This window comes from Trinickia sp. Z7, assembly GCF_056498045.1.
Genome location: NZ_JAUEQW010000013.1, coordinates 1 through 24,182, shown reverse-complemented (window position 1 = coordinate 24,182; position 24,182 = coordinate 1). Strand labels below are relative to the sequence as shown.

Genomic DNA, 24,182 nt, shown 5'->3' with positions numbered 1-24,182 from the left:
CAAGGGAGGTGGAAACAGGCAATGTGTGGCGCAGCGCGCCGCACCAGCGCGCATTATGAGCGCGTATCGCCTTGCCTGCGCAGCGGCAACATCAAGAGCGCGCCGGCGACGAGCTTGGCTGCGAGGCCGGCCCCGGTCACGAGTGCGCCGAGCGGAAATGCGCGCCATTCGAGCGGAAGCATGGGCGCGACGAACGCCGCCGAGACGAGACAGAGCGCAACGGTCGTCCATCGTGCCCACGCGTGCCGCAGAGCGACGAACGCATAGAGCAAACCGAGCAGGACGCGCGCCACGAGCGCGGCTGCGAGCGCGGCGGCAGCCGGAGCGGGGCTGTCCGCCGGGGCCGGTGCGATTTGCCCGAGCGGCATTTCGAGCCAGGCGAGCGCGTAGCTCACGCCGAGGCAAGCGAGCGCAATCGAAAAACGCCTGGCCGAGCCGGGTTCGAACGGTGCCCCGCGCGGCGTGGGCGCACGGCGCGCATGCGGCGTCGGTGCGCCGGGTAACGGGTGGCTCGCGTTCATGATTCGCTCGCAAGGTTGACCGCGCCCTTGCACCCGCCGCGCGGATGCGCCGAGCGTGCGCAGTCGTTCGACAATCGTAGCGCAGCCACGAACAACTTCAAGCGTTTCGGGTGCGCCAGCGTACGCTCGTGTCGAGCGTCGGCGCTCGGCATTGCGTCGTGGATCGATGCAAGAGCTGTTCCGGCTCCGGTGGGCTATGGCGCGCGCGCTCTTTTACCCATCTGCGCTGTTAAACCCCAATTATTTTCCGTAGAACCGGCGTTTCCGACAGAGTATGATTCGAATCCTGCAAGCCGGCGCCCGTGGGGAAAACGCAGTCAAGCGCTTGGCTTTCGCGGCTGCTCGGCGCATCGCACGACGAGGCAGCAAGCGTATCAAGGGAGGCAGGTGACGACCATGCATCACCCCGACGCCGCATTCACGCATCGCGGATACTTGCTCAATTGCGCGCCCGCGCGGGCGGGCGACGGCTCTTATCACCCGTACGTCGTGATTTCTCGCTCGAGCGACGGCGAACTCGTCGCGAATCGCTTCTTCCCCAACGAGCTGCGCTTCGAGGACGAAGCCGCCGCGATTGCCCATGCCCGCGACTGGGCCGTGCGTTGGATCGACGCAAGCAGCCTCACGGTCTAGCGGGCGAATCGCGGGCGGTATGTGCGCCCTGAAACCAGCGCTTTGCCCGAGCATGCGCAAAACGCGGTAATCTTTCCGGATATCCGCATCGTTCGATGCGGCCACGCCGCCGTTTTTATCACTATGTCGAATCCGCTTTCGCACCATTGGGGCCTTGATCAGATCGTTGCCGATTTGCGCGCTTCGCGCGAAGCGCTGCATCGCACACGCCATCCGCAGGGTATTCGCGAGCTGCCCTCGCGCCACGCGATCGTGGGCGTCGTCGAGTGCCTGCGCGCGGTCATGTTTCCCACTCACTACGGCGCGCCGGATCTGACCGATGAAAGCGTCGACTATTACGTCGGACATACGCTCGAAAGCACGTTGCGGCTGCTTTGGGAACAAGTGAAACGCGCACTGCGGTTTTTGCCCGAGCACGCCGATACGCCCGCGCCCGAGCTCGAAACGTTGGCCTTCGAGATCACGCGCTCTTTCGCGGCGCAGTTGCCAGGCATTCGCGCCATGCTCGTGAGCGACATCCGGGCGGCGCACGCGGGCGACCCGGCGGCCCAGCACATCACGGAAATTTTGCTGTGCTACCCCGGCGTGCTCGCGATCATGCACCACCGGCTCGCGCATGCGCTGCATCGGCTCGGCGTGCCGCTGCTTGCGCGCTTCATCAACGAGATCGCGCATTCCGCAACAGGGATCGACATCCACCCGGGCGCGCAAATCGGTCCCAGTTTCTTCATCGATCACGGCACCGGCGTCGTCATTGGCGAGACCGCCGTCATCGGCGAGCGCGTGCGCCTCTACCAGGCCGTCACGCTCGGCGCGAAGAGTTTTCCGGCCGATGCCGACGGCGCACTCGTGAAGGGGCACGCGCGGCATCCGATCGTCGAGGACGACGTGGTCATTTACGCCGGGGCGACGATTCTAGGCCGAGTGACGATCGGGCGCGGCGCTGTCATCGGCGGCAACGTCTGGTTGACGCATAGCGTGGCGCCGGGCGCGAGCGTATCGCAGGGCAGCATACGCGAGGGCGATCGCGGGAGCGAGGCCGATGCGCGAGGACGCGTGCGGCGATGAAGCGCGGGCGCGTCGTCATGCATCGTTGCGTCGTAGCAGGCGTGCAGGCGACGACCGCCGATACGGCGCAATCGTTCGGCCGCCATTCGCATGACATGTTCGGCGTGGGACGCGTATGGCGCGGTGCGCAGCGCTCCGCAAGCGGTCGTGGGCCGGTCGAAGCGCGCGCGGGCGACGTGATCACCGCAAACCCTGGAGAAGTGCACGACGGCCGCCCGTTCGACGAGCGCGGCCGTGCCTGGCGCATGCTTTATTTCGATCCGGCGCAGGTGTATGAGGTGGCGCGCGACCTCGGCTCGGCCACACCGACCTCGGTCGAATTCGAGCGCCCCGTATTGCGCGACGACGCTTTTGCCGCTTGTTTCGAGCAGGCTTTCGCCGCTGCGGCGAAGATCGGGACCGGCGCGATGAGCATGCACGACGAAGCGCTTGGGCGCGAAACGTCGCTGTTCGTATTGATGGCGAGATTCGTACGCACTCATGCGAGCGTGCGGCAGCGCATGCCGGAAGCGGAATCGGTCGCGGCCGCGAGTGCGTCGATAAGGCGGGCGAAGGCGCGCATCGACGACGATCCGTGCGCCCCCGTTACATTGGCTACGCTTGCCGACGAAGCGGGCTTGAGCCGCTTTCAACTTCTGCGCGGCTTCGCGCGCGATACGGGCCTGCCGCCCCACGCGTATTTGATCCAACGTCGAATTGCGCTCGCACGACATCTGATCGAACGAGGAGCATCGCTCGCCGATGCGGCCGTCGGCGCCGGATTCGCCGATCAAAGCCATATGACGCGCGCCTTCGCTCGCACGCTAGGGGTGACGCCGGCGCAGTACGCAAGCGCCGTCCGTTGATGCCGGGTTGCCCTTGGCAGCCCGCCCTGCAATTTCGTTCAAGACCCGGTAGCGCCCTGCGCCTAATCTCGCCTCATCTTTTGACGAAAGGGGCGATGCAATGCAGATGGGGCGGCGCTTCACAGGCTATCTTTATTGCGCGCTGGCGATGGTCGGCGTGGGCAGCACGGTGGTGGCGAGCAAGCTCATCGTCCATGGGCTGCCGCCGTTCACGGCAACGGCGCTGCGCTTCGGCATCGCGCTGCCCGTATTCCTATTCGCGATGGCGTTGACAGGCGAACGTTGGCCGCGCGTCGGCTGGCGCGAAGCGTCGTTGTTGATTTTGCAATCGGGCTCGGGCAGCGTGGGCTACACGGTGCTGCTTCTCAGCGGCGTGAGGCTCGCGACCGCGACGGATGCCGGCCTGATCGCGGGGACCTTGCCTGCGGTGGCGGCGCTCTTCGCCGTCGTTGCGCTGCGCGAGCGCCCGGGCGCGATGACGATAGCGGCGATCGCTCTGGCGACGGCCGGCGTGCTGGTTTGCACGGTCGGCGCTGCCGATGCGCCGCCGCTGAGCGGCCGCGGGCAGGCGCCTGCCTTATGGGTCGGAAATCTCTGCGTATTGGGCGCCGTATTGTGTGAAGCGGTATTCATCCTCTTGAACAAGCGCCTGCGGACACCCGTTTCTCCGTTGCAGATGTCGACGCTGATGACCGGCATCGGCCTCTTGCTTTCGCTCCTCCCCGCGCTGCTGGAACGGCCATGGACTGCCACCTTCGACCCTACCGCGATGCTCGGGGTGGTTTACTACGCGCTCGTGCCTACGGTCGTCGGGTTCTTCCTTTGGTTTGCCGGCGCCTCTCGCATTGCAGGCGCGCAAGCGAGCGCCTTGACCGCCTTCGTGCCAATTTCCGCGGCGGTGTTTGCCGCCGTCTTTCTGCACGAGCATATGAGTCTTGCGCATTGGTGGGCCCTCGCCTGCGTATTGGCCGGCGTGGCGCTGATCGCGTTGGAGGGGCGATATCGGAGCGGCCGACTCGCGCGTGCCTAGCCGCGTCGCGGACTTGCGCGCCAGCGCGTACTCAATGCTTGCGTGCAGGTAAAGGAAAATCGGGTAGATCGCGAAGATCGGGCAGCTCGCGATGTTGGTTCGATATCCTAACTAATACCCAATGCGTGAATTATGTGCGTGAAAACAAAGCGCGCTGGCCTTTCGTCAGCTTAGCCGGTCATTTTTTTCCGGCCCGAACGCATGCGTCGAACAAATTTTCCGCGCAGTAATCGTGTGTTGAAAAATGTAACTTCGATGGGGGTAAAAAAATACGCATGGTAGCGTTCTCTGCTGATCCGGTATGGATTTTCAAGAACCCAACGGAATGGGCACAACGCAATGATGATTTCTTTCGATGAATGGCTCATTCATGCCATGAGCCGTGTCGATATTCACTCGCCCTTATTCGTGCGCGCCGCCGTAACGCTTGCGGAATTCGATTTGACTCGGGGCCTGCCGCTCGTCACGTTGCTTTGGTGGATATGGTTCCGCCCGGAGCGCCAGATCGGTGCCCAGGGCGAAGCCGCGCGGCGCCATGCGCGCGAACTCGTGATTGCCGCGATCGTCGGCGGCCTCATTGCGCTGGCGATCGGCCGCTTGCTCGCGCATGAATTGCCGTTTCGCTTGAGGCCGATCTTCGAGCCGCAGTTGCACGCGCTATATCCGCCGCCAAACGCGAAGGTGCTGCTGCCGCGAACCTGGAGTTCCTTTCCGAGCGACCATGCCATGTTGTGGGGCGCAGTGGCGACCGCCATTTTGTTCGCGTCGCGGCCTGCCGGCATCTACGCGCTGCTGCATGTGATCGTCCTGATCTGCTTGCCCCGCCTCTATCTCGGCCTGCACTATCCGACGGATTTGCTGGTGGGCTTGGCGCTCGGTGCGGGCATCGCCTGTCTCGCCAACTTGCCGCGGGTTCGCGCGTTCGTGAGCAAGCCGGTTTTAGCATTCGCCGAGCGCTATCCGGGGCTCTTTTTTGGCGCGGCATTCCTACTCAGTTTCGAATTGGCCACGCAATTCGACGAATTGCGATTATTGGCATTTGGTTTGACCCACATCGGCCAATACGCGCAGTAGCGCGACTCGTCCCCCCGCTTTGGCAGTGACGTCGCGGGATGGGACGACCTTCTCGGCGCCGGGCGCCGACTTGCCGCGCGCTTTGCTGACGACGGGGGCAAGCGTCGGCTTCCACCCGACGAAGGCCATTGCGGTGGCCGTTGGCGTGGACGCGCTCTTGAACGTGGGGCATGCGTCGGCGCAGTCCGCTTATGCGAGATTCGACTACCGGTTCTGAGCGTCGATCAAGTATTGGGAACGTTGAACGCGCCGGAATTGCCGACGATGGCCAAGAATTCGCGCCGCGTCGAAGCATCGTCGCGGAACGAACCGAGCATGCGCGAGGTGACCATCTGTACCCCGGGCTTATGGACGCCGCGCGTCGTGATGCATTGATGCGCGGCTTCTAGGATCACGCCGACGCCCTTGGGCTGCAATATCTCGTTCAGTGTGTCGGCAATCTGCACGGTCATTTTTTCTTGAATCTGCAGCCGCTTCGCAAACGCATCGACGAGCCGCGCTAGCTTGGAGATGCCGACCACACGACGATCGGGCAAGTAGGCCACATGAGCGCGCCCGATGATCGGCACCATGTGATGCTCGCAGTAGCTCTCGAAGCGAATGTCCTTGAGCACGACCATTTCGTCGTAGCCGTCGACTTCGGAGAAGGTGCGCGCGAGAATCTCTTTCGGATCGTGCGAGTACCCCTCGAAAAATTCCTCGTAGGCGCGCACGACGCGTGCCGGCGTATCGAGCAGACCCTCGCGCGCGGGATCGTCGCCGGCCCAGCGCAGCAGTACGCGCACCGCATCTTCCGCTTCGCTGCGGCTCGGGCGTGCCGGCGCGGCGCTCGATGCGCCTGCCGGCTTGCCGCGCTTGCGGGCTTGCTCGGCTTTTTCCGGTTTCTTGGCCCGGGATCCTTCCTTCATCGTTCGCTCCTAGTTTGCTTCGCCTGCGCGCGGCTTCGAAATGGGGCCATTGTTCCACGATTCAGGCGTATTGCGTAGCGGCCGCTGCACGCAACGCCGCCCCGTAGCACAATACGAAGCATCTTTGCCGCGCTACCGAACGTCGAGGAATTTCGCTATGTCTTTCGCTTACGTCGATGGCCTTCGCCTTCATTACCGCCTCGATGGCGCCGAGCGCAGCGATGCCCCGTGGCTCGTGCTTGCCAACGCGTTGGGGGCCGATCTGACGATGTGGTCGCCGCAGATTGCGGCCTTCGCGTCCCGATTCCGCGTCTTGCGTTTCGACACGCGCGGCCTGGGGTGCTCCGACGCTCCGCCCGGCCCCTATACGATCGAGCAATTGACCCTGGATGTGCTCGGCTTGCTCGATGCCCTCGCGATCGAGCGTGCGCACTTTTGCGGGCTGTCGATGGGCGGGCTCATCGGCGTAGCGCTCGCTGCGCGGCACGGCGAGCGGTTGGAGCGCGTGGTACTGGCCCACACGGCGGCCCGGCTCGGCACACCCGACGTTTGGCACGGGCGTGCGCGCCAAGCTCGCGAGCAAGGCGTGCGCTCGCTCGCCGACGCCACGCTCGCGCGCTGGTTCACGAGCGAGTTCGCGGCGCGCGAGCCGCTCGTCTTGGCTGCGATTCGCGATGCATTCGCCCATATGGACGCAGAAGGGTACGCGAGCAATTGCGAGGCGATCGGCGCCGCGGACCTGCGTGCCGAAGTGGGAGCGATACGGGCGCCTACGCTCGTTCTGACCGGGCGCGGCGATCCGTCCGTCGCGCCCGAGCACACCCGAATGCTGGCCGAAGGCATTGCGGGCGCGCGATTCGTCGAGTTCGACGCGCAGCATTTGTCGAACATCGAGCGAGCCGACGATTTCACTAGGACGGTGCTCGAGTTCTTGACCGGCCCATCTTGATGCACGCGCCGGCTGCAACGCCGTGTGCCTATTCTTCGGCGTCGTGCTCCGCGACGAAGCGCAACAGATAAGCGCGCAGCGCGGCTTCGAGCGCGCGATGATCGGCGACGCTCTTCGAACCGGCATCGGCTTCTTCGCCGAATAGGCTCGGCGGGGCATCGTACATGCCGACCTCGAACCCTTCGCGCAGCACGCGGATTTCGTGCGTGGCTTCGAGATACTCTGCGACCCAGTGAATGCCTTCGATGTGCGCGCCTGTGCGAACCGATGCCGTCATTCGAGCCTCCCGTAGCAGCGTCAGCGTCAATGAAAGCAGGGTACGCCAGTCTCGCGCCTGGCGCACGCGGCGCGTGTCCGGTGCGCCACGCCGCCGCGATCAGTGGCTGATCGATTCGAGCGAGCGGCCCTTCGTGGACGGCCCGAGCAAGATCATGCAGATGCCGACGACCATCGACGCGCCGATGAAGACGGCTACGCCCGGCACGCCGTACTTGTGCAGCAGCACACCGATCGCGAGGCCCGCGAAGGCGACGGCCAGGCGGCTCCACGAATAGACGAAGCCGACCGCGCGGGCGCGCACGCGCGTCGGAAACAGCTCGGCTTGGTAGCCATGGTAGGCATAGGACATGACGTTCGAGGCGAGTGTGAAGAGCACGCCGAGCACGATCAGCAGACCCGGCGCGGACGCTTGGGAGAACAGCGCGATCACGATGCCCATGATCAGCAAGCCGCAGCAGATTTGCGTCTTGCGCTCGATCTTATCGGCGAACAACGTGCCGAGCAGCGGTCCGAACGGGTTCGCGATGGCGATGATGAAGGCGTACTGCAGGCTCGTCGTCACATGGACGCCGCGGCTGATCAGCAAGGTCGGCACCCAGGCGGCGAAGCCGTAAAAGCCGATGGCCTGCGCCATGTTGAAGATCGAGAGCAAGACCGTGCGCTTGCGGTAGAGCGGGCCGAAGATTTCGCTGAAAGTGCCGCTGCCGTCCGTTTCATTGCCCACGGGCTGGGGTGGCGGCAGCTTCACGCCTTTCTCGGCTTCGACGCGTTGCTCGATGTCGGAGACGATGCGCTCGGCTTCGTCCATGCGGCCGTGCCGCGCGAGCCAGCGCGGGCTTTCGGGGACATTGCGGCGAATGATCCAGACGAACCCGGCGCCGAGCGTGCCGATCAAGATGACGACGCGCCAATAGTCGAGCCCGAACGGATGCGTATCCTTGAGAATGAACGCGAGGAACGCGACGAGCGGCACGACGCAAAAGGTGATGAACTGATTGATCGCGTAGGCGCGGCCGCGCTCGGCGCTGGGGATGAGTTCGGAGATGTACGAATCGATGGTCACGAGTTCGACTCCGATCCCGATGCCTGCGATGAGCCGCCAGATGTTGATGGCTTGGCCCGAATGCTGAAAGGCCATGATGGCCGTGCACACGACGTACCAAATCAGCGACCACGTGAAGACGAAGCGCCGCCCGAAGCGATCCGCGACGAAGCCGAAAACGAGCGTGCCGAGCCACAAGCCGGCGAAGGTGGAAAACACGAACGTGCCGAAGCCCGCAACGGAGATCGGAGCGAGCGCCGCGAAAAAGCCGAGCGATTCGGGCTTGAACAGCCCCGATTGCACCATGCCCGGCGCGACGTAGCCGGTGAAGAACAGGTCATAGAACTCGAACACGCCGCCAAGCGAAATGAGCATCACCATGGTCCAGACGGTGCGTGATGGCGGTAGCCGGTCGAAACGCGCTGCGATTGCTAGGGATTGCTGATTGGTCATCTGCGCCTCTTTCGATTCTTTTATGTTTTGCCGTCGAAAGCCTTCGAAGACCTTGCTGCGCGTACTGGCCCGAAGGCGTGAGCATCGATGCGGCAATCGGGTGGGGAATACCCGGCCGCACGACTGTCTCATGTCGTCAACTACTTAACAAGGGCTCCGAATTAGGACTTTCACGGAGGCGCGTCGTCCGGCTCGCATGGAAGTGAAAAAAATCCGCGGCCGATGTCGAATTGGTCGTTCTTCGCTCGTCGTATCGATGGAGCCTTCCGCAATGCGAACACAAGGGGCGGCGTACTTGCGCCAAGCCCCCTACGAGGCCCGCCTAGTCCATTCGTTATTCGTTTACAAACCTCTGACAACGGAGTGCAAACCATGACCTCATCCGTCAAACCCATTCCCGAAGGCATGCACACGATTACGCCGCAACTCGTATGCGACAACGCTGCGCAGGCGATCGAGTTCTATGCCAAGGCGTTCGGCGCGATCGAACTGTTCCGCATGCCGGGGCCCTCCGGCAAGCTCGCGCACGCGCAGATCAAGATCGGCGACTCGGTGCTGATGTTGACCGACGAAAGTCCGGAATGCGGTTCGTCCGGCCCGAAGACGCTCAAAGGCACGCCGGTCAGTCTCTACGTCTATGTCGAGGATGCCGACAAGGCGTTCGATCGCGCGGTGTCCGCGGGCGCGACGGTCATCATGCCGCTCGCCGACATGTTCTGGGGCGACCGCTGGGGCCTTCTCGAAGACCCTTACGGCCACTGCTGGCACATCGCGACGCGCAAGAGCGAGCCGACCATGGAGCAAATGCAGAAGGCCATGGCCGAGATGCCGGCGCCTCACGCCTGAGGGCGCACGCGCACTACGGAGGTACGGGTGCCTCGGGCGCATCGCTGCGGACGCGCCGCGAGCAGATGCGCAGCCGGCGGTGCGCGCGGTAATGGCGGCCGCCGCGCACCGTCGTCATCGAGTTCGAAGGCGCCCGGGTAGCGCATTGCTGGCGTGCATTCTACGAGTATCGCGCGGCCAGGCAGCTTCGCTTGGGAGCCGGAACGACGCGCAGTGTGGCGCGGGACGCATTGATCGCGTAGCGTTACGGCAGACGGGCGGGCGCCCGTCTTGCGGCCACGACCGGCCGCATCGTGAAACCTGCTGGTTTGGGAGGAAGCATGGCCGCGTACATGATTTTCGACATCGAAGTGCACGACCCTGAGCAGTACGGCGAGTATCGAAAGCTCGCGACCCCCACGGTCGCGCAGTTCGGCGGCCGTTACATCGTGCGCGGGGGAGAGGCGCAGGCGCTCGAAGGCGATTGGGACCCCAAGCGCGTGGTCGTGCTGCAGTTCGATAGCCGCGAGCAAGCGCTAGCTTGGTACGAATCGGCGGAATACGCGCCGGCTAAAGCGATTCGCGAGCGTACGGCAACGAGCAAGGCGATCATCGTCGAAGGCGCTTAGCGCTGCTTGTGCGCTCGGCATTTGGGGGGGCGGAGGTTGTTGTCCGTTGCCTGTCCCGTAGGGGCGGGTTATCTGCATCCGCGGGGCGGGGAAACCTGCAGGCATGTCAGAGGACGAGGCGAGCCGCCGGCGGAACAACGCAAACATGTGCGTAATAGGGACAGAAAGGCTGGTGGTCGTTTACAACACCGCTTGACGGTATTGGTCTCTGAGTTAAGAAAGCAAATAGTAATAATTCAATAGACGATAGAAAGCCGTCCATTCATTTCTTTAATCAAGCGACGGCCTGCTGCGCCAATGCTGGCGGTTCTTGGGGGCAAGTCTCTCGTTCGACACGCTTCCTTTCACCGAATACGGCATATCGACGCATCCATCCCCGCCGACTCCGGCGGGGGTGAGTCGTCCCTGATTCGAAGAATGTAACAATTCGTAAAAAGTTTGATACGATGCGCTCGCTGTTCCGAAGGTCGTGCGCCATCGTTCCAATGTATGGCCGCGAAATCGACAAAAACATTGAGAGTGCCGAGCGCAAGGCTGCCGTCGAGGCGGCGCATAAGCGCTGGCGAAATAGACCATGCAACTGCAAATATACCGTGCGGGGTTCACGGTCGAGGCCGTCGAATATGGGCCTGCGCCACTGCTGCGCGCCGGATCTCATTCGTCCCAGACGGCTCTTGTTCTGTTCGGTTCGAGCCCGGGGTGCTTCCGCACTCCCATGGCCTCTACGAGTCGCTATTCCACTAACACGCGTTTGCATCGTTGGCCCACTCGGTTGACCGGTGCGGGCCGTCGCTCGAGACCGGTGATCACTCGCCCGGGGCAAAACGAGAACACGTAACGCGAAGCGAACGAACGGTCGCAGCGACATGTTGGCGCATGGCGGCAAGGTATTGGCGCGCACTCGAAGCGGGTTGCGCGGGCGATAAGAATCCAAGTTGGACACGATGCATATCGATCAGGACCGTCCTGCGCGGCGCGGGGCGGCAAACACGGGGGCCTGTGGGCACAGGGTGGTTCGCGCCTATGTGTGCCTATTCGCAGGTCTGCAATTGCTGAGCGGATTGTGCGGCGCTGCCGTGCGAGCCTCACGATCGACAATCCGCTCGGCCTGTCGGATCTCCTGAACATTAGTTACAACCACGACATCAACGGCCACGCGAGCAAATACGGCACGCATGGCAGCAGCGCTTATTACTCGATTCCGTGAGGAAACTGGACGCTCACGGCTACGGCGAGCCAGTACGACTATCACCAGGAGATTGCAGGCGCGTTTTCGACGCTGGTATCGAGCGGCAAGTCGAAGACCTTCGACGTCAAGACAGAGTACCAGTTCTACCGCAATCAGGTGCAGAAGAACATGCTCGAGTTCCGTGTCGGCAAGCGCTTCAGCGAAGCGTTCATCGACGGCACGGAAATCGACGTCCAACACCGCGATAACAGCTACGCGGAGATCGGCTGGGAGCACAAGCATTACCTCGGAGCCGCGCAGTTCGACGGCACGCTCGCTTATCGCTGGGGGGTGCCATGGTTCGGTGCACAGCCCGATCTGCCGGGTGTGGCGAGCGGCACGCCGACGTACTACTACCACATGGAAACGCTCGATGCGACGTTGAGCGTGCCGTTCGCGATCGCCGGTTTCCCCTTGCGCTACACGAGTACGGTGCATGCGCAGAACACGCCCAACGTGCTTTACCCCACTGAGTACGTTTCGATCGGCAGCCGCTACACGGTTCGCGGGTTCGACGGCAACACAATGCTGGCTGCCGAAAAAGGGGTGTACGTGCGCAACGATCTCGAGGTCCCGCTGCAGCGCTTCGGGCAGGCGTTCTATCTCGGGCTCGACGGCGGCGAGGTGTTCGGCCCCGAAGCCCATAACCTGCTCGGCCGCCGTCTCGTCGGCGCCGTGATCGGTGTCCGTGGCGGCGCATTCAAGCATGTCAGTTACGACGTCTTCGTGGGCGGCCCGTTGTACCAGCCCGCCGGTTTCCCCAACCATTGGCCGGTTGCGGGCTTCAGCGTGAGTTTCCTGCTATGAACAAGAATATCTATCGCGTCATTTTCAGTGCAGTCCGTGGCCTGTGGACAGTCGTGCAGGAAACGGCAATGGGGAACGGCCGGAAGCGGTCCGCAGGGACGTTGCGCCGTGCACCGCTTTCGCGTGCCCGCGTAGGATTCGTCGACATGTTGTCGATACGCCATGTCGCTTTCGCGGCGCTGTGTGCGCTCGGCATGCAGCCCATACTCGTTGCCGCGCAGGTCGTTGCAGCGCCCTCGTCGTCGGGCAGCAAACCGCTCGTAGGGGTGGCGGGCAACGGCGTGCCGGTGGTGCAAATCGCGACTCCGAACGGTGCCGGCGTGTCGAACAATATGTACACGCAGTACAACGTCGGCACGCAAGGCCTCATCCTCAACAATTCGCAAGGCAACGTGCTCACGCAACAGGGTGGCTACGTCGGTGGCAACCCGAATCTCGGTTCAGGCAACGCGCGCGTCATCCTGAACCAGGTGATCGGCGGTAGCCCCAGCCAGCTACTCGGATACACCGAGGTGGCAGGCGCTCGGGCCGAGGTGGTGATCGCCAATCCGTCGGGCATCGTCTGTGATGGTTGCGGCTTCATCAATACGAGCCGCGGGATTTTGACGACGGGCACGCCGGTGTTCGGCGGCGCGGGCAGCCTCGATTCGTTTCACGTGACGGGCGGCCAAATCCTGATCGGTTCGGGCGGGCTTAACGCAAGCAACGTCGATCAGGTCGATCTGATCGCACGCAGCGTGGCGATCAATGGCAAGGTGTGGGCCGGTCAGTCGCTGAACGTGGTGGCGGGCAACAACGACGTGAATCACAACGATCTGAGCGCTCAACCGCTCGGCGCGGATGGCAACAGCCCGAGCGTTGCTATCGATGTGGCGCAGTTGGGCGGAATGTACGCCGGAAAAATCCGACTCGTCGGCACCGAGGCGGGGGTGGGCGTCAATAGCGCTGGCACGATCGCGTCGCAGTCGGGCGATCTCCAATTGAGCAGTCAAGGGAAGGTGACGTTGTCGGGCACGACGAGCGCGAGCGGCAACGTGACGATTTCCGGCGCGAGCGATGTCTCGAACAGCGGTTCAGTCTATGCGTCGCAAAACATGACCGTGAGCAGTCTGACCCATGTCGACAATACGGGTACGCTCGCCGCGCTCGGTGACACGAGTGTGACCGGGGCGGGTGTCAGTTCGAGCGGTGCGCTTGGCGCGGGCATCGATTCGGGCGGAAGCGTCACGGGGACGGGCAGTCTCACGATAACGAGTTCAGGCGCCGTGAGCGCGACGGGGCAGCAGATGACCGGGGGCAATCTAGCGGTCTCTGGCAGCAGCCTGAATCTGACCGGCGCTCAAACCTCGGTCAAAGGCAATGCGGCGTTGACGGCAACCGGCGTCGGGGGCGATACCGGCGACATCGTGCATGCCGGGGCGACGCTGCAAGCCGGCGGAAGTCTGAGCGCCAGCGCAGTGGGCGCGTTCTCGAACGATCGGGGGCAAATCGGCGCTGGCCAGTTGAGCGTGACGGCGGGGAGCCTGTCGAACCGGACCGGAAAACTGTTGCAAACGGGCACAGGCGATGCGACGCTCGTCGCGTCGGGCAATTTCGACAATTCGGGCGGTACGCTCACTACGAATGCGCAAAACGCCACGATTCAATCGGCCAGTCTAACCAATGCGAGCGGGCAGATCACCCAGGCGGGCCTGCGTGCATTGAATGTCCGAACCGGGGCACTCGACAACAGCCACGGCAGTATCGCCACGAATGGTCTGGCGACCGTCGCAGCGACGAGCCTCGCTAACGGGGCTGGGTCGATTACGTCGGCGCGTGCGCTCGATGTGACGTCGGCGGGCAACATCGACAATACGGCGGGCCGGCTAGAGGCCAGCGGCGCGGTGCGCGTGTCGGCCGCCAATGTGCTGAATGCGGCTGGACGCATCGTGTCGGAGAACGGCGATGGCCTCTCGCTCACGGCCAGCGGCCAGATCACGAACGCATCGGGAACGACCGCGCAAGGCCAGACGGGCGGCGTGATCGGCGGCAACGGCAATTCGACGATTCAAGCGGCGTCGGTGACGAACAGCGGGCTCTTCACGGCTGCGCAGAAGCTGGGCGTCGCGACGCAAGGGGCGCTCGACAACAGCGGCGGAACGCTGAGCGGCGCGACGGTCGCCGTTGACGCGGCTTCGCTCAAGAACGGCAACGGGACCATCAGCGGCAATAGCGTATCGCTGACGGTGCCGCAACTCGACAATACCAGCGGGACGATCAGCGCGAACCAGTTGAGCTTGAGCGCTACGAATCTGACGAACGAACACGGATCCGTCTCGCAGCTTGGCTCGGGTGCAATGGGCATGGGCGTGACCGGAGCGCTCGACAATTCGAGCGGCGGCGTCATTCAGACGAACAGCACCGATTTGTCGCTCGCGCCGGCCTCGCTCGACAATAACGGCGGGACGATCACGCATGCCGGCATGGGCACGCTGACGCTCGATGCGAGCGGTGGCACCGGTACGGTCACGAACGTCGGCGGATCGATCGTCAGCAATGGGTCGACACAACTATCCGCGGCGAGCATCGAGAACACCGGCGGCACCATTGATGGTCAGGCCGGATTGACCGCAACGGTATTCGGTGCGCTGAACAACACGCATGGCCAACTGGCATCGAATGCCGATCTGGCCGTATCGAGCGGAGGCATGTTGACCAACGCGAGCGGCACGATTGCCGCCACCGGCAACGGCGCGGTGCAGGCTGCCACGCTGACGAACAGCGGCAGCATCACGGCGGGGCGCACGCTCAACACGGCCGTCGCGGGCGCCTTCGATAACAGTGGGGGCATGCTCAGTGCGCAGTCCGCGACGACCACGGCGGCATCGTTCGAGAACGCAGGCGGTACCGTCAGCGGGAACACGTTGTCGTTCACGGTCCCGCAGCTCGACAACGGCAATGGGCGGATCATCGCCAATCAGCTCAGCTTGAGCGCGACGAACCTGACGAACGAGCATGGATCGCTGACACAGCTCGGTTCGGACACGATGAGCGTGGGCGTCAGAGCGGTCGGTGCGAGCGCGGCGAGCGGCGTGATCGCGTCGACGGGCGGGCTGCCGGCGTCGACGGCATCGATTCGGGGCGGGCATTTGGCGAACAGCGGCCTTGCGAACTTCAGCAATCCCACCATCGCGAGCGCGACGGCGGTGACGGTGCTGAACAACATTACGGTGCCGCAAGGCGGCTTGTTCAAGCGCGATACGGCTCCAGGCGCGACCTATTTGATCGAAACGAATCCAGCCTTCGCGAATCAGCAGCAGTGGCTGTCGAGCGACTACTACTTCCAGCAAATGGGTATGGACCCGGGCAAGGTTCAACTGCGCCTGGGCGATGGGTTCTACGAGCAGAAGCTCGTGCAGGACCAACTCATGTCGATGACGGGGAAGTCGGTGCTCACGAACTATGCGAGCACACAGGATGAGTTCAAGTCGCTGATGACATCGGGCGCCGAACTGGCCAAGTCGCTCGATCTTGCACCGGGCACGGGGCTGTCGCCAGAGCAGGTGGCGCACCTGACGAGCAACGTCGTGATCATGCAGACCCAGATCGTGGACGGCCAGTCGGTATTGGAGCCGGTGGTGTATCTAGCCAAGGCGAGCCAGGAGAACATGGGCAATGGCCCGGTCATAGCGGCGACGAATATCGATCTGCAAAACGCGCAGTCGGTGACGAACAGCGGCACGATCAAGGCGGCGAACGATTTCTCGATCAGCGGGCAGAGCATCGACAGCTCTTTCGGCGCGCTGCAGGCGGGCGGACAGATGACGCTCGTGACGGCGGGCGACGTGAACTTGACGTCGGCGACGGTGAAGGCGAGGAGCCTGGCGCTGCAGACAGGGGGCGACCTTGTTCTCAGAACGGCGGTGAAGACGACGAATCAGGTTAACGATAACGGGGCGACGCGAATCAACGCGACTCTCGGGCCGTTGGCGAGCATCAGCGTGGAGGGCAATGCGGCGATCGTGACGGGCGGGAACTTCGTGCAGAACGCTGGGAGCCTGAACGTGGGTGGTGGGCTGGCGATGAACGTTGGTGGGGATTGGACGCTCGGCACGCAGACGACGGGGGAGAAGAAGGTCGTCGATCGCGCAAACGGCGTGTCCGATACCAGCATCATGGGTGTAACGGGGAGTAGCGTGAAGGTTGGCGGGGTATCGGCGATTGCCGTCGGCAACGATCTCACGGCGAGCGGGGCCAACATCAGCCTTGGGGGCGGAGGGACCGTCGTAGCCCGGGGGCAACGTGACGCTGCAGGCAGCCAAGGCTACGTCGACGGTCGACAGCACTAGCTCCGGTAGCGATCATCACGGCAGCTATGCAGAGGCGCTGCACAAGTCCGACGACGAGCTAACGGCGACGACTCTGCAGGGCGGGGATAGCCTTGCGATCGTGGCGGGGAAGGATATCGCGGTTAAGGGCAGCGAAATCAGTCTCGACAAGGGCAATGCGACGCTGGCGGCTGCGGGCAATATCGAGATCGGCGCCGTGACGGAAACGCACGAGCTGAATTCGCATGAGACGCACAGTCATAGCGGGGTGTTGAGTGGGACGAGTGTGGCGAGCGCGCGTAATACAACGACCACCCTATCGGAGGGCAGTACGATCTCCGCGGACGGCGTGTCGATCGCCAGCGGTAAGGACATCAACGTCAAAGGCAGCACCCTCGTCGGGACGAACGACGTGTCGCTCAGTGCGGCGCACGACGTGAATATCACGACATCGCAGGACACAATGCAGTCGTCGGGCAGCTACGAGGAGCGTCACTCTGGGCTGATGGCGGGTGGTGGAATCGCCGTCTCGGTGGGCAGCAGCAAGCTCGCTGAGACAGACCACGAGTCGAGCGTGACGAATAACGCGAGTACGATCGGCTCGCTCAATGGCAACTTGAGTGTCCGGGCGGGCAATAACCTGCACGTGACGGGCAGCGACCTGATTGCAGCGGAGAACCTAACGGGGACGGCTGCGAACATCATCATCGATTCGGCAACGGACACGTCGCATCGGGCGCAAACGCAGCAAACGAGCAAGAGCGGTGTGACGCTCGGTCTGTCGGGCACGGTGGGGGATGCGATCAACAACGCGATCAGCGAGGCGCAGGCGGCACGCAATTCCGCACATGGAAATGAGCGGGCTGCAGCGCTTCACGCAATTGCCGCGGCGGGCAATGTGGCGGCGGTGGCTTCGGCGGTGGCCGGTGGGACGGGTTCGGCGCCTAGTATCGCGATTCAGGTTAGCGTGGGTTCGAGCCATAGTTCGAGGCAGTCGTCGGAGGATCAGACGACGCAGCGCGGCTCGTCGGTCCAAGCGGGTGGGGCGGCCACGTTCGTGGCAACGGGGAACGGCACGCCGGGCAGCGGAAACGTGACGATCGCCGGCTCAGACGTGAATGCGAGCGATGTCGCGCTGATCGCCAAGAATCAGGTGAATCTGCTCAATACGACGGACACGGATTCGACGCGCAGTTCGAATTCGTCGTCGAGCGCAAGCGTGGGGGTGTCGTTCGGGACGAACGGGTGGGGAATTTCGGCATCGATGCAGAACGCGCACGGCGACGGTAACTCAGACGCCGCGATGCAGAACAACACGCATATCAACGGGAGCAACTCGGTGACGGTCGTCAGCGGGGGCGACACCAATATCGTCGGCGCGAATGTCAACGCCAATCAGGTCGTAGCCGACATCGGTGGCAACCTGAATATTGCGAGCGTTCAGGATAAAACGGTGAGTGCGTCGCATCAGTCGAGCGCGGGCGGCGGGTTCAGCGTTAGCACGATGGGCGGTGCGAGCGCGAGCTTCAGTGCGCAGAACGGTCACGCCGATGCGAACTACGCGGGCGTAAGCGAGCAGGCGGGTATTCAGGCTGGGTCTGGGGGCTTCGACATCAACGTCAAGGGCAACACCGATCTGAAGGGTGCGGTGATTGCCAGCACGGCGGATGCGTCGAAGAACAGCCTGACGACCGGGACGCTGACGTATAGCGATATCCAGAATCAATCGCATTACAGTGCATCGAGTAATGGCTTTAGCGCTGGCGCTTCGGTGGGACTGAGTCAGAATGCTGTGGGTCCCGCGTCTGGAAGTAAGCCGGGGGGCGTTACGCCGATGCTGTCTCAGCATGCGAACGGCGACGAAAGTTCGACGACGCGCAGTGCGGTCAGCGCGGACGCGATCAACGTGACAAACGGCGCGAATCAGACGCAGGATATCGCTGGCCTGAGCCGTGATGCGACCAATACCAATGGCATAGTCTCGAAAACGCCGGATGTGCAGAACATCCTGTCGCAGCAGGCTGATACGATGCAGGCGGCACAGGCGGCGGGGCAGACGATTGCCCGAGCGGTCGGCGACTATGCCAGCGCAAAGCAAAGGGAGGCGCAGTCCAAAGCGGATGAGGCGAAGGCAGCGGGCGATACATCGGCGGCAGCCCAGTATCAGGCGGAGGCGAACTCGTGGGCCGAAGGGGGAGCGAACCGCGTGCTGCTGCACTCGGTAGGCGGCGCGTTGCTTGCGGGGTTGGGAGGCGGTAACGTAGTGGGCGGCGCGGCGGGTGCCGCAGTCTCGTCGGCGCTCGCGCCGAAGTTGAACAGTATTGCGGAGGCTATCGGGGACGAGACCGGATCGGGGGCGCTGGGAAATGTGTTGTCGAATGTGCTGGCCGGCGCGGCGGGGGTGGTGATTGGTGGGGCGTCGGGTGCGTTTGCCGCGTCGAATGCTGATCTTTACAATCGGCAGTTGCATCCGGATGAGCGGCAGTGGGCGAAGGACAACGCGGCCGCGTTCGCAAAGTTCTATGCAGACAAGACTGGGCAATCGATCACGCCGGATCAGGCTCTTGAACTTTTGTTGGGGAGCGGATTACGGATCGTAGACAGTAGCGCTGCCAACGTGCCGGGTGGGGATCCGGTCGCAACAGCATTTATTTCGGCAAATGCACCCCACTCCTTGTTCTACGCAACGCCAGCGGAGAGGGCTAATCCATTTGACGGGGCGAACCCCAACGGTTCGCCGACACCGGAGCAAAGCGCACTTACTTACAAGGTCGGTCCGTCTGGCTCGTTCACGATTCAGTTAGGTGGCAACGCTGGCCTTCACGTCTTTGACTTGGGTGGGACAGGTGAGGTAGGACTTGCCGTGTCGTTGGGTGCGCATCCGAATTTCTGCGCTTACGCACAAGGGTGCGCGACAATGGGCCTCGGCTTTACGGCTTCCACGGGCGTTGCCGTCACTGTGGGTCAGGGCGCTGCTTCTACCGGCGTAACGGGTAGTAAGGGCGCCTTCATCGCTGGCGGTGATGGGATATTTGCAGACACAAACGTAACGCGAGATGGCGATGGAAACTTGGCTGCTGGAAAAGGCGTACTCGGGGTGGGTATCGGTGGGGCCGCTGGAGCGCAACAGTGTAAACAAGCTATGGGTTGCCTGGTGAAGGGGGGGCAATGATGTTTTGGCCTCTCTTCTCGATTGTAGTCGTTGTCTTCTCTATATTTTTTTATGTCGCTCAATTCAGATTGAGTGCTCGATTTAGGGGTATAAAGATCGCCACATGGGCATATCCATTGGCGATTGCTGGTGCAGTGGTATTTGCAATCGGATTCCACGGGCTAGGTATTGCATTGTTCCTGTTGGGGATTCCGTTCGTCTGCTTTGGTGCTTACATTCACCTTTGCACGATGTTTGGTGTGGATCCGAGCCTTCGCCGGCGCCACAACTGGGAGGATGACGAATAGTCGACGGGTATGGCACGGTTGGCGTGGCGCTCTGGGGGCACGGGGTGCAAGTCACGCGACTGATGAAGTGAGGTATGACTATGGCTGTAGGCGGAGGTCCAACTCCTGAGCAATGGGAAAAGATGAGCCGAGGGCAGAAAATTGCCTACTGGGTTTCCGTTGCCGTCGTCTTCGGGATACTGACGAGTCTCGCAATAAAGAAGTTCTTCTTCTAAGCAACGAGCCCGGCTTCGCCCGGGCTCGTTGCTTGTGAAGTTATTTAAGCGTGATGCGGACAAGTCCTCACGTTGCGCGTCGATGCCGAGAGGCCAACGGTCTATTCGAAGTCAGGTGAAATCGTGAGACGGGCGTTGCGATAGTCGAAGGCGATGCGCATGCGTTGGCCCGGAGCAAATCCGGCGCGGTGGAGCCAGAGGTCGGCGACCTGCATCCAGGGCATGAACGGCGGTTGCAAGGCTGGTATCTCGTGCTCGGGCGAATCGCGCAGCGTCACGCTGATGCTGTCGCGAACCCGTACGCGAACGAGCTGACGTTCATGGACGACAAGACGCGTACGCGCCGGGACCACATGAAATACCTGACGCTGATCCGCTCGATTGCGCTGCTGCACCAGTACCAGCGGCAGCACCAGACGGTCACGCACCGGCGCGAAACGCTCACGTACATTGAGGTCACGAAAAGCGATATCGCTCTGGCGAACCGGATCGCACATGAAGTGCTGGGGCGCACGCTCGATGAGTTGCCGCCACAGACGCGCCGCTTGCTGAAACTGATTCACGCGATGGTGACCGAAATCAGCGAGCGCGAGCATGTTAGACGAAGCGAGGTGCGCTTCACGCGCCGTGACGTGCGCGACTACACGAGTTGGAGCGACAACCAACTGAAGGTGCATTGCATGCGGTTGGCCGAGCTCGAATACTTGGTGGTTCACGGCGGCAGCCGCGGGCACTTGCTGCGTTACGAGTTGATGTACGACGGTGCGGCCGAGAGCGAGCCCAGGCTTGCTGGGCTCATTGACGCGAGCGAGTTGGACAACGACGGACGCAAGTTGGACCTTGCCGAGAGCAAGTTGGCGCAAAGTTGCCCCGAAGTTGGGGCCAAGTTGGACCGGGAAAACGGGCCGCAAAGCCAAGTGGAGCAAGGCGAAGAGCGTAAAGGGGTTGGGGCGGATGCCAGAGCCTATAGCACGCAAAAGCCAAGCGCCCCTTCTTTAGCCCGCGTTGTTTAGGAGTGCGAAATGAGAAAGCGCTCAACGCCGCGCGCCCCGTTGCCGGTGATCGGCCCGGCGGACGATCCGTACAGCTTGTATCACCAGATGCGGCCGTTTCTGGAGTGGATGCGAGTGCGCAACTACAGCGAAGGAACCGTCGAGCACCGCGAGACGCATCTGCGATCGTTCATCACATGGTGCGACGAGCGAGGCGTGACGCGTCCGCAAGAAGTGACGCGCCCGGTGCTGGAGCGCTATCAGCGTTACTTGTTCCTATATCGCAAGCAAAACGGCGAAGCGCTGTCGGGGCGCAGCCAACATATGCGGCTCGTGCCGGTGAGGGTGTGGTTCCGCTGGCTGGTGCGTAACCACCGCATCCTGTCGAACCCGGCCGCCGACCTGGATATGCCGCGGGTGGAGAAGCGCCTGCCGAAACACGTGCTCAGTGCCGACGAGGCCGAGCGGATTCTGAACGTACCGGACGTGACGAGCAGCTTAGGCATCCGTGATCGCGCGATCTTGGAGACGTTCTACAGCACGGGGATACGACGAGCCGAACTCGTGAACCTGCATGTACACGACGTCGACCACGAGCGCGGGGCGGTGATGGTGCGCGAGGGCAAGGGCAAGCGAGATCGGCTGATTCCGATCGGCGATCGGGCGCTGGCGTGGATCAGGAAGTACCTCGATGAGGTGCGGCCGCAGATTGCGCTGGGCAACGACGACGGCACGCTGTTCTTGGCGTTGACAGGCGACTCGCTCGGCACGCGCAGCTTGGGGCTGTTGGTGTCGGACTACATCAAGCGCTCGGGGGTGAACAAGCGCGGCTCGTGCCACTTGTTCCGGCACACGATGGCGACGTTGATGCTGGAAAACGGCGCCGACGTGAGGTTTGTGCAGGTGATGCTGGGGCACGCGCAGCTCACGAGCACGCAGGTCTATACGCAAGTGGCGATCCGGGCATTGAAGGAGATCCACACGGCGACGCACCCGGCGCGACTGGAGCGAAGGGAGGAAGCCGAGCGGATCGAGCAGGCGCGGCCGAATCGGTTGCTCAAGCGGGTCTATGAGCGGAAGGACGTGTGAAGCCTCGAAGGGACTTGCTGTGGAGCGCTGCAACTGCTGTGAATTATCTATATTTAGGTATAATTCGACGATGCTGATGAAGATCAAACCACTACGCTGGGTAGGCTCAGCGAAGAAGGACTTGAGTGCCATGCCTGAAGATGTGCAAGACACCTTCGGCTACGCGCTGCACTTGGCTCAAGTGGGCGGCAAGCACAGTCAAGCCAAGCCGTTGAAGGGCTTTGGCGGAGCAGGCGTGCTGGAAGTGGTGGAAGACCACCAGGGCGATACGTATCGTGCGGTGTACACGGTGCGGTATGCGCAAGCGGTGTATGTGGTGCATTGCTTCCAAAAGAAGTCGACGAGCGGTATTGCGACGCCGAAGCCGGATATGGAGTTGATCGAGCGGCGTTTGAAAGCGGTGGATGCATTGGAAAGGGAGTCACGGACATGAGCAGGATAGCGACCATCGAGGGCGTCGTCATTGAGCAAGGCAGCGACAATCCGTATGCGGACCTAGGCTATCCAGGGGCCGACGAGATGCTTGTCAAAGCGGGACTCGCACATGAGATCGGCGAAATCATTAAGAGTCGGCATCTGACGCAGCAGCGGGCGGCCGAATTGCTAGGGATGCCGCAACCGAAGCTCTCGGAAATGCTGCGCGGCAAGTTCCGAGGCATCAGTCAAGCCAAGATGATCGAATGCCTGAACCGGCTGGGGCGTGACGTGGACATCGTGGTGAAGAAAGCCAAACGGCGCACGCTTGGGCATACGCATGTGGTGGTGGCCTAATACGAGCGTGCCCGAGGCAATAGGCACGCATTTAGTAAGTGCAGGCCATGCGGCCTGAGACTGCAACGAAGGAAGAAGTGCCGGTCCGGAGCGGCCCGGAAATCCTGGCCGGTGGGCCAGGATTGGACACGAAGGGTTCAAGCGGGCCATGCGGCCCGAGGGTGTGACGAAGAGGGTTCGTGCGGCCCGCTGGGCCGAGGGTCACGAAGGGCCGGGGGTAAATCGGCTGCCGGCTGCCGCCGTCCCGCCAGGGGCGGGCCGCCGTCATCCGTCAGCCGATTGAACATAACGCGGACATTTGAATCTGGCGTTGACAGGCGTTGACAGGCGTTGACAGGCGTTGACAGCCGGTGCCCGGCCGTGGATAACGCAGCGTTATGTCTTGCGCCCCCGGCCCTGATGTATGTGCTGCGCAAGGGGCGATGTCAGGGGCCGCTGTGCGGCCATAATTAGGAATACGAAGTAAATCGAAGTATGGCGCTGGCGCGCAAGAACGAAGCTAGGGGCCGCGTTGCGGCCGAGAAATGAAATGCGCCCCGCCCATCCACCGTACGCCCCCAAGGGGCTCCCTACCTAGCCGCCTTGGCGGAAAAGCACCCCCACGAAAAAGCGCGGTTCGGCATGCGATGCAAGCCGCCGAGTCGTCTTGCACCGCAGTGTCCGAGCGTGGATAACCGATCGCAGTCAAGGCCAAGCCCTACGGGCGCGCTGGCGCGCGGCCTTGACGGGGTTGATGCCGAACGTTCTGCGCAGGTGGGTGGGGACTCACGCTGCTGGCCTGCCGAGTGTAACGCCGTGCTCGACGCGTCAAGGGTTCGCTGCGCCGGGCTGCGCCCGCCCTTGACGCGCCTGCGCGCGGCGTTGGTTGGGAGGGGCCAACAGCGCGAGTGTCGCGCCGGGCGAACAGGAGCTGCGAGATGGAAATCACACTGTATCCGCCCGAGAATCCCCGTTATTGAATGAACGTCGCTGATCGCTGACGATTCTCCCATTGCGACGACGGGAGGATATTCATGCAGGAAACGCAGAAGTTGCCTGGGGACGCGGCGGGTGTAGCG

General features: G+C 62.8%; 20 protein-coding genes and 3 pseudogenes. 18 read left to right on the top strand and 5 right to left on the bottom strand.

Annotated features, from left to right (window positions below):
- Positions 1–53 precede the first annotated feature (53 nt).
- The gene (locus tag QQS38_RS20025) at positions 54–521 is read right to left on the bottom strand and encodes a hypothetical protein (protein ID WP_479647092.1); all 468 of its coding nucleotides are present in this window, start codon (positions 519–521) and stop codon (positions 54–56) included.
- A gap of 396 nt (positions 522–917) precedes the next feature.
- Here QQS38_RS20025 and QQS38_RS20020 point away from each other — a divergent pair, with 396 nt between their 5' ends.
- The 6 genes from QQS38_RS20020 (at position 918) to QQS38_RS19995 (ending at position 5,388) form a co-directional block, all read left to right on the top strand.
- Positions 918–1,154, top strand: coding sequence for a hypothetical protein (locus QQS38_RS20020; protein WP_479647091.1), 237 nt, complete (start codon positions 918–920; stop codon positions 1,152–1,154).
- 123 nt (positions 1,155–1,277) lie between these two features.
- Positions 1,278–2,222: a serine O-acetyltransferase EpsC gene (gene epsC / locus QQS38_RS20015; protein ID WP_479647090.1), complete on the top strand. Its 945-nt coding sequence runs from the start codon at positions 1,278–1,280 to the stop codon at positions 2,220–2,222.
- Positions 2,219–3,067 (top strand): AraC family transcriptional regulator, encoded by an 849-nt coding sequence (locus QQS38_RS20010; protein ID WP_479647089.1) that lies wholly within the window; start codon positions 2,219–2,221, stop codon positions 3,065–3,067. The genes epsC and QQS38_RS20010 overlap by 4 nt, the downstream gene beginning before the upstream one ends.
- Positions 3,068–3,173: 106 nt before the next feature.
- Positions 3,174–4,097, top strand: coding sequence for a DMT family transporter (locus QQS38_RS20005; protein ID WP_479647088.1), 924 nt, complete (start codon positions 3,174–3,176; stop codon positions 4,095–4,097).
- A 339-nt stretch (positions 4,098–4,436) separates the two neighbouring features.
- Positions 4,437–5,171 carry a phosphatase PAP2 family protein gene (locus QQS38_RS20000; RefSeq protein WP_479647087.1) on the top strand — a complete coding sequence of 245 codons (735 nt, stop codon included), beginning with the start codon at positions 4,437–4,439 and terminating at the stop codon, positions 5,169–5,171.
- Between the two features lie 25 nt (positions 5,172–5,196).
- Complete coding sequence (locus QQS38_RS19995) at positions 5,197–5,388, top strand: hypothetical protein (protein WP_479647086.1); 192 nt, start codon at positions 5,197–5,199, stop codon at positions 5,386–5,388.
- A gap of 7 nt (positions 5,389–5,395) precedes the next feature.
- Here QQS38_RS19995 and folE read toward each other — a convergent pair whose 3' ends face one another.
- The gene (folE, locus tag QQS38_RS19990; protein ID WP_479647085.1) at positions 5,396–6,079 is read right to left on the bottom strand and encodes a GTP cyclohydrolase I FolE; all 684 of its coding nucleotides are present in this window, start codon (positions 6,077–6,079) and stop codon (positions 5,396–5,398) included.
- 157 nt (positions 6,080–6,236) lie between these two features.
- Here folE and pcaD point away from each other — a divergent pair, with 157 nt between their 5' ends.
- A complete protein-coding gene (pcaD, locus tag QQS38_RS19985; RefSeq protein ID WP_479647084.1) occupies positions 6,237–7,028 on the top strand; it encodes a 3-oxoadipate enol-lactonase in 792 nt (263 codons plus the stop codon).
- Between the two features lie 28 nt (positions 7,029–7,056).
- Here pcaD and QQS38_RS19980 read toward each other — a convergent pair whose 3' ends face one another.
- The gene (locus QQS38_RS19980) at positions 7,057–7,305 is read right to left on the bottom strand and encodes a hypothetical protein (RefSeq protein ID WP_325339853.1); all 249 of its coding nucleotides are present in this window, start codon (positions 7,303–7,305) and stop codon (positions 7,057–7,059) included.
- A gap of 99 nt (positions 7,306–7,404) precedes the next feature.
- Positions 7,405–8,730 (bottom strand): MFS transporter, encoded by a 1,326-nt coding sequence (locus QQS38_RS19975; RefSeq protein WP_479647203.1) that lies wholly within the window; start codon positions 8,728–8,730, stop codon positions 7,405–7,407.
- A 444-nt stretch (positions 8,731–9,174) separates the two neighbouring features.
- On the opposite strand from QQS38_RS19975, the gene QQS38_RS19970 reads away from it, so the two are divergent.
- The 7 genes and pseudogenes from QQS38_RS19970 to QQS38_RS19940 all read left to right on the top strand — a co-directional run bounded on the left by QQS38_RS19970 (position 9,175) and on the right by QQS38_RS19940 (position 19,770).
- Positions 9,175–9,648, top strand: coding sequence for a VOC family protein (locus QQS38_RS19970; RefSeq protein ID WP_479647083.1), 474 nt, complete (start codon positions 9,175–9,177; stop codon positions 9,646–9,648).
- Positions 9,649–9,752: 104 nt separating this feature from the next.
- Positions 9,753–9,890 (top strand): annotated as a pseudogene (locus tag QQS38_RS19965) (DUF1330 domain-containing protein); the annotation flags it as partial.
- Positions 9,891–9,968: 78 nt separating this feature from the next.
- The gene (locus tag QQS38_RS19960; protein WP_479647082.1) at positions 9,969–10,256 is read left to right on the top strand and encodes a DUF1330 domain-containing protein; all 288 of its coding nucleotides are present in this window, start codon (positions 9,969–9,971) and stop codon (positions 10,254–10,256) included.
- A 1,027-nt stretch (positions 10,257–11,283) separates the two neighbouring features.
- Positions 11,284–12,291 (top strand): annotated as a pseudogene (locus QQS38_RS19955) (ShlB/FhaC/HecB family hemolysin secretion/activation protein).
- Positions 12,288–12,368 (top strand): annotated as a pseudogene (locus tag QQS38_RS19950) (ESPR-type extended signal peptide-containing protein); the annotation flags it as partial. The pseudogenes QQS38_RS19955 and QQS38_RS19950, both read left to right, overlap by 4 nt.
- Positions 12,369–12,437: 69 nt before the next feature.
- Entirely contained in the window at positions 12,438–16,619 is a 4,182-nt protein-coding gene (locus QQS38_RS19945) for a two-partner secretion domain-containing protein (protein ID WP_479647202.1), read from the top strand.
- Entirely contained in the window at positions 16,573–19,770 is a 3,198-nt protein-coding gene (locus QQS38_RS19940; RefSeq protein WP_479647081.1) for a hemagglutinin repeat-containing protein, read from the top strand. The genes QQS38_RS19945 and QQS38_RS19940 overlap by 47 nt, the downstream gene beginning before the upstream one ends.
- Before the next feature lie 603 nt (positions 19,771–20,373).
- Here QQS38_RS19940 and QQS38_RS19935 read toward each other — a convergent pair.
- On the bottom strand, positions 20,374–20,550 hold the full coding sequence (locus tag QQS38_RS19935; protein WP_479647080.1) for a SymE family type I addiction module toxin: 177 nt from the start codon (positions 20,548–20,550) through the stop codon (positions 20,374–20,376).
- 42 nt (positions 20,551–20,592) lie between these two features.
- Between QQS38_RS19935 and QQS38_RS19930 the strand changes: the two genes are divergently transcribed.
- The 4 genes from QQS38_RS19930 to QQS38_RS19915 all read left to right on the top strand — a co-directional run bounded on the left by QQS38_RS19930 (position 20,593) and on the right by QQS38_RS19915 (position 23,124).
- Positions 20,593–21,285 (top strand): hypothetical protein, encoded by a 693-nt coding sequence (locus QQS38_RS19930; RefSeq protein ID WP_479647079.1) that lies wholly within the window; start codon positions 20,593–20,595, stop codon positions 21,283–21,285.
- A gap of 9 nt (positions 21,286–21,294) precedes the next feature.
- Positions 21,295–22,353, top strand: coding sequence for a site-specific tyrosine recombinase XerC (gene xerC, locus QQS38_RS19925; RefSeq protein WP_479647078.1), 1,059 nt, complete (start codon positions 21,295–21,297; stop codon positions 22,351–22,353).
- A gap of 70 nt (positions 22,354–22,423) precedes the next feature.
- Positions 22,424–22,786: a type II toxin-antitoxin system RelE/ParE family toxin gene (locus QQS38_RS19920; protein ID WP_479647077.1), complete on the top strand. Its 363-nt coding sequence runs from the start codon at positions 22,424–22,426 to the stop codon at positions 22,784–22,786.
- Entirely contained in the window at positions 22,783–23,124 is a 342-nt protein-coding gene (locus QQS38_RS19915) for a helix-turn-helix domain-containing protein (RefSeq protein WP_479647076.1), read from the top strand. Before QQS38_RS19920 ends, QQS38_RS19915 begins: the two co-directional genes overlap by 4 nt.
- Positions 23,125–24,182: the final 1,058 nt, after the last annotated feature.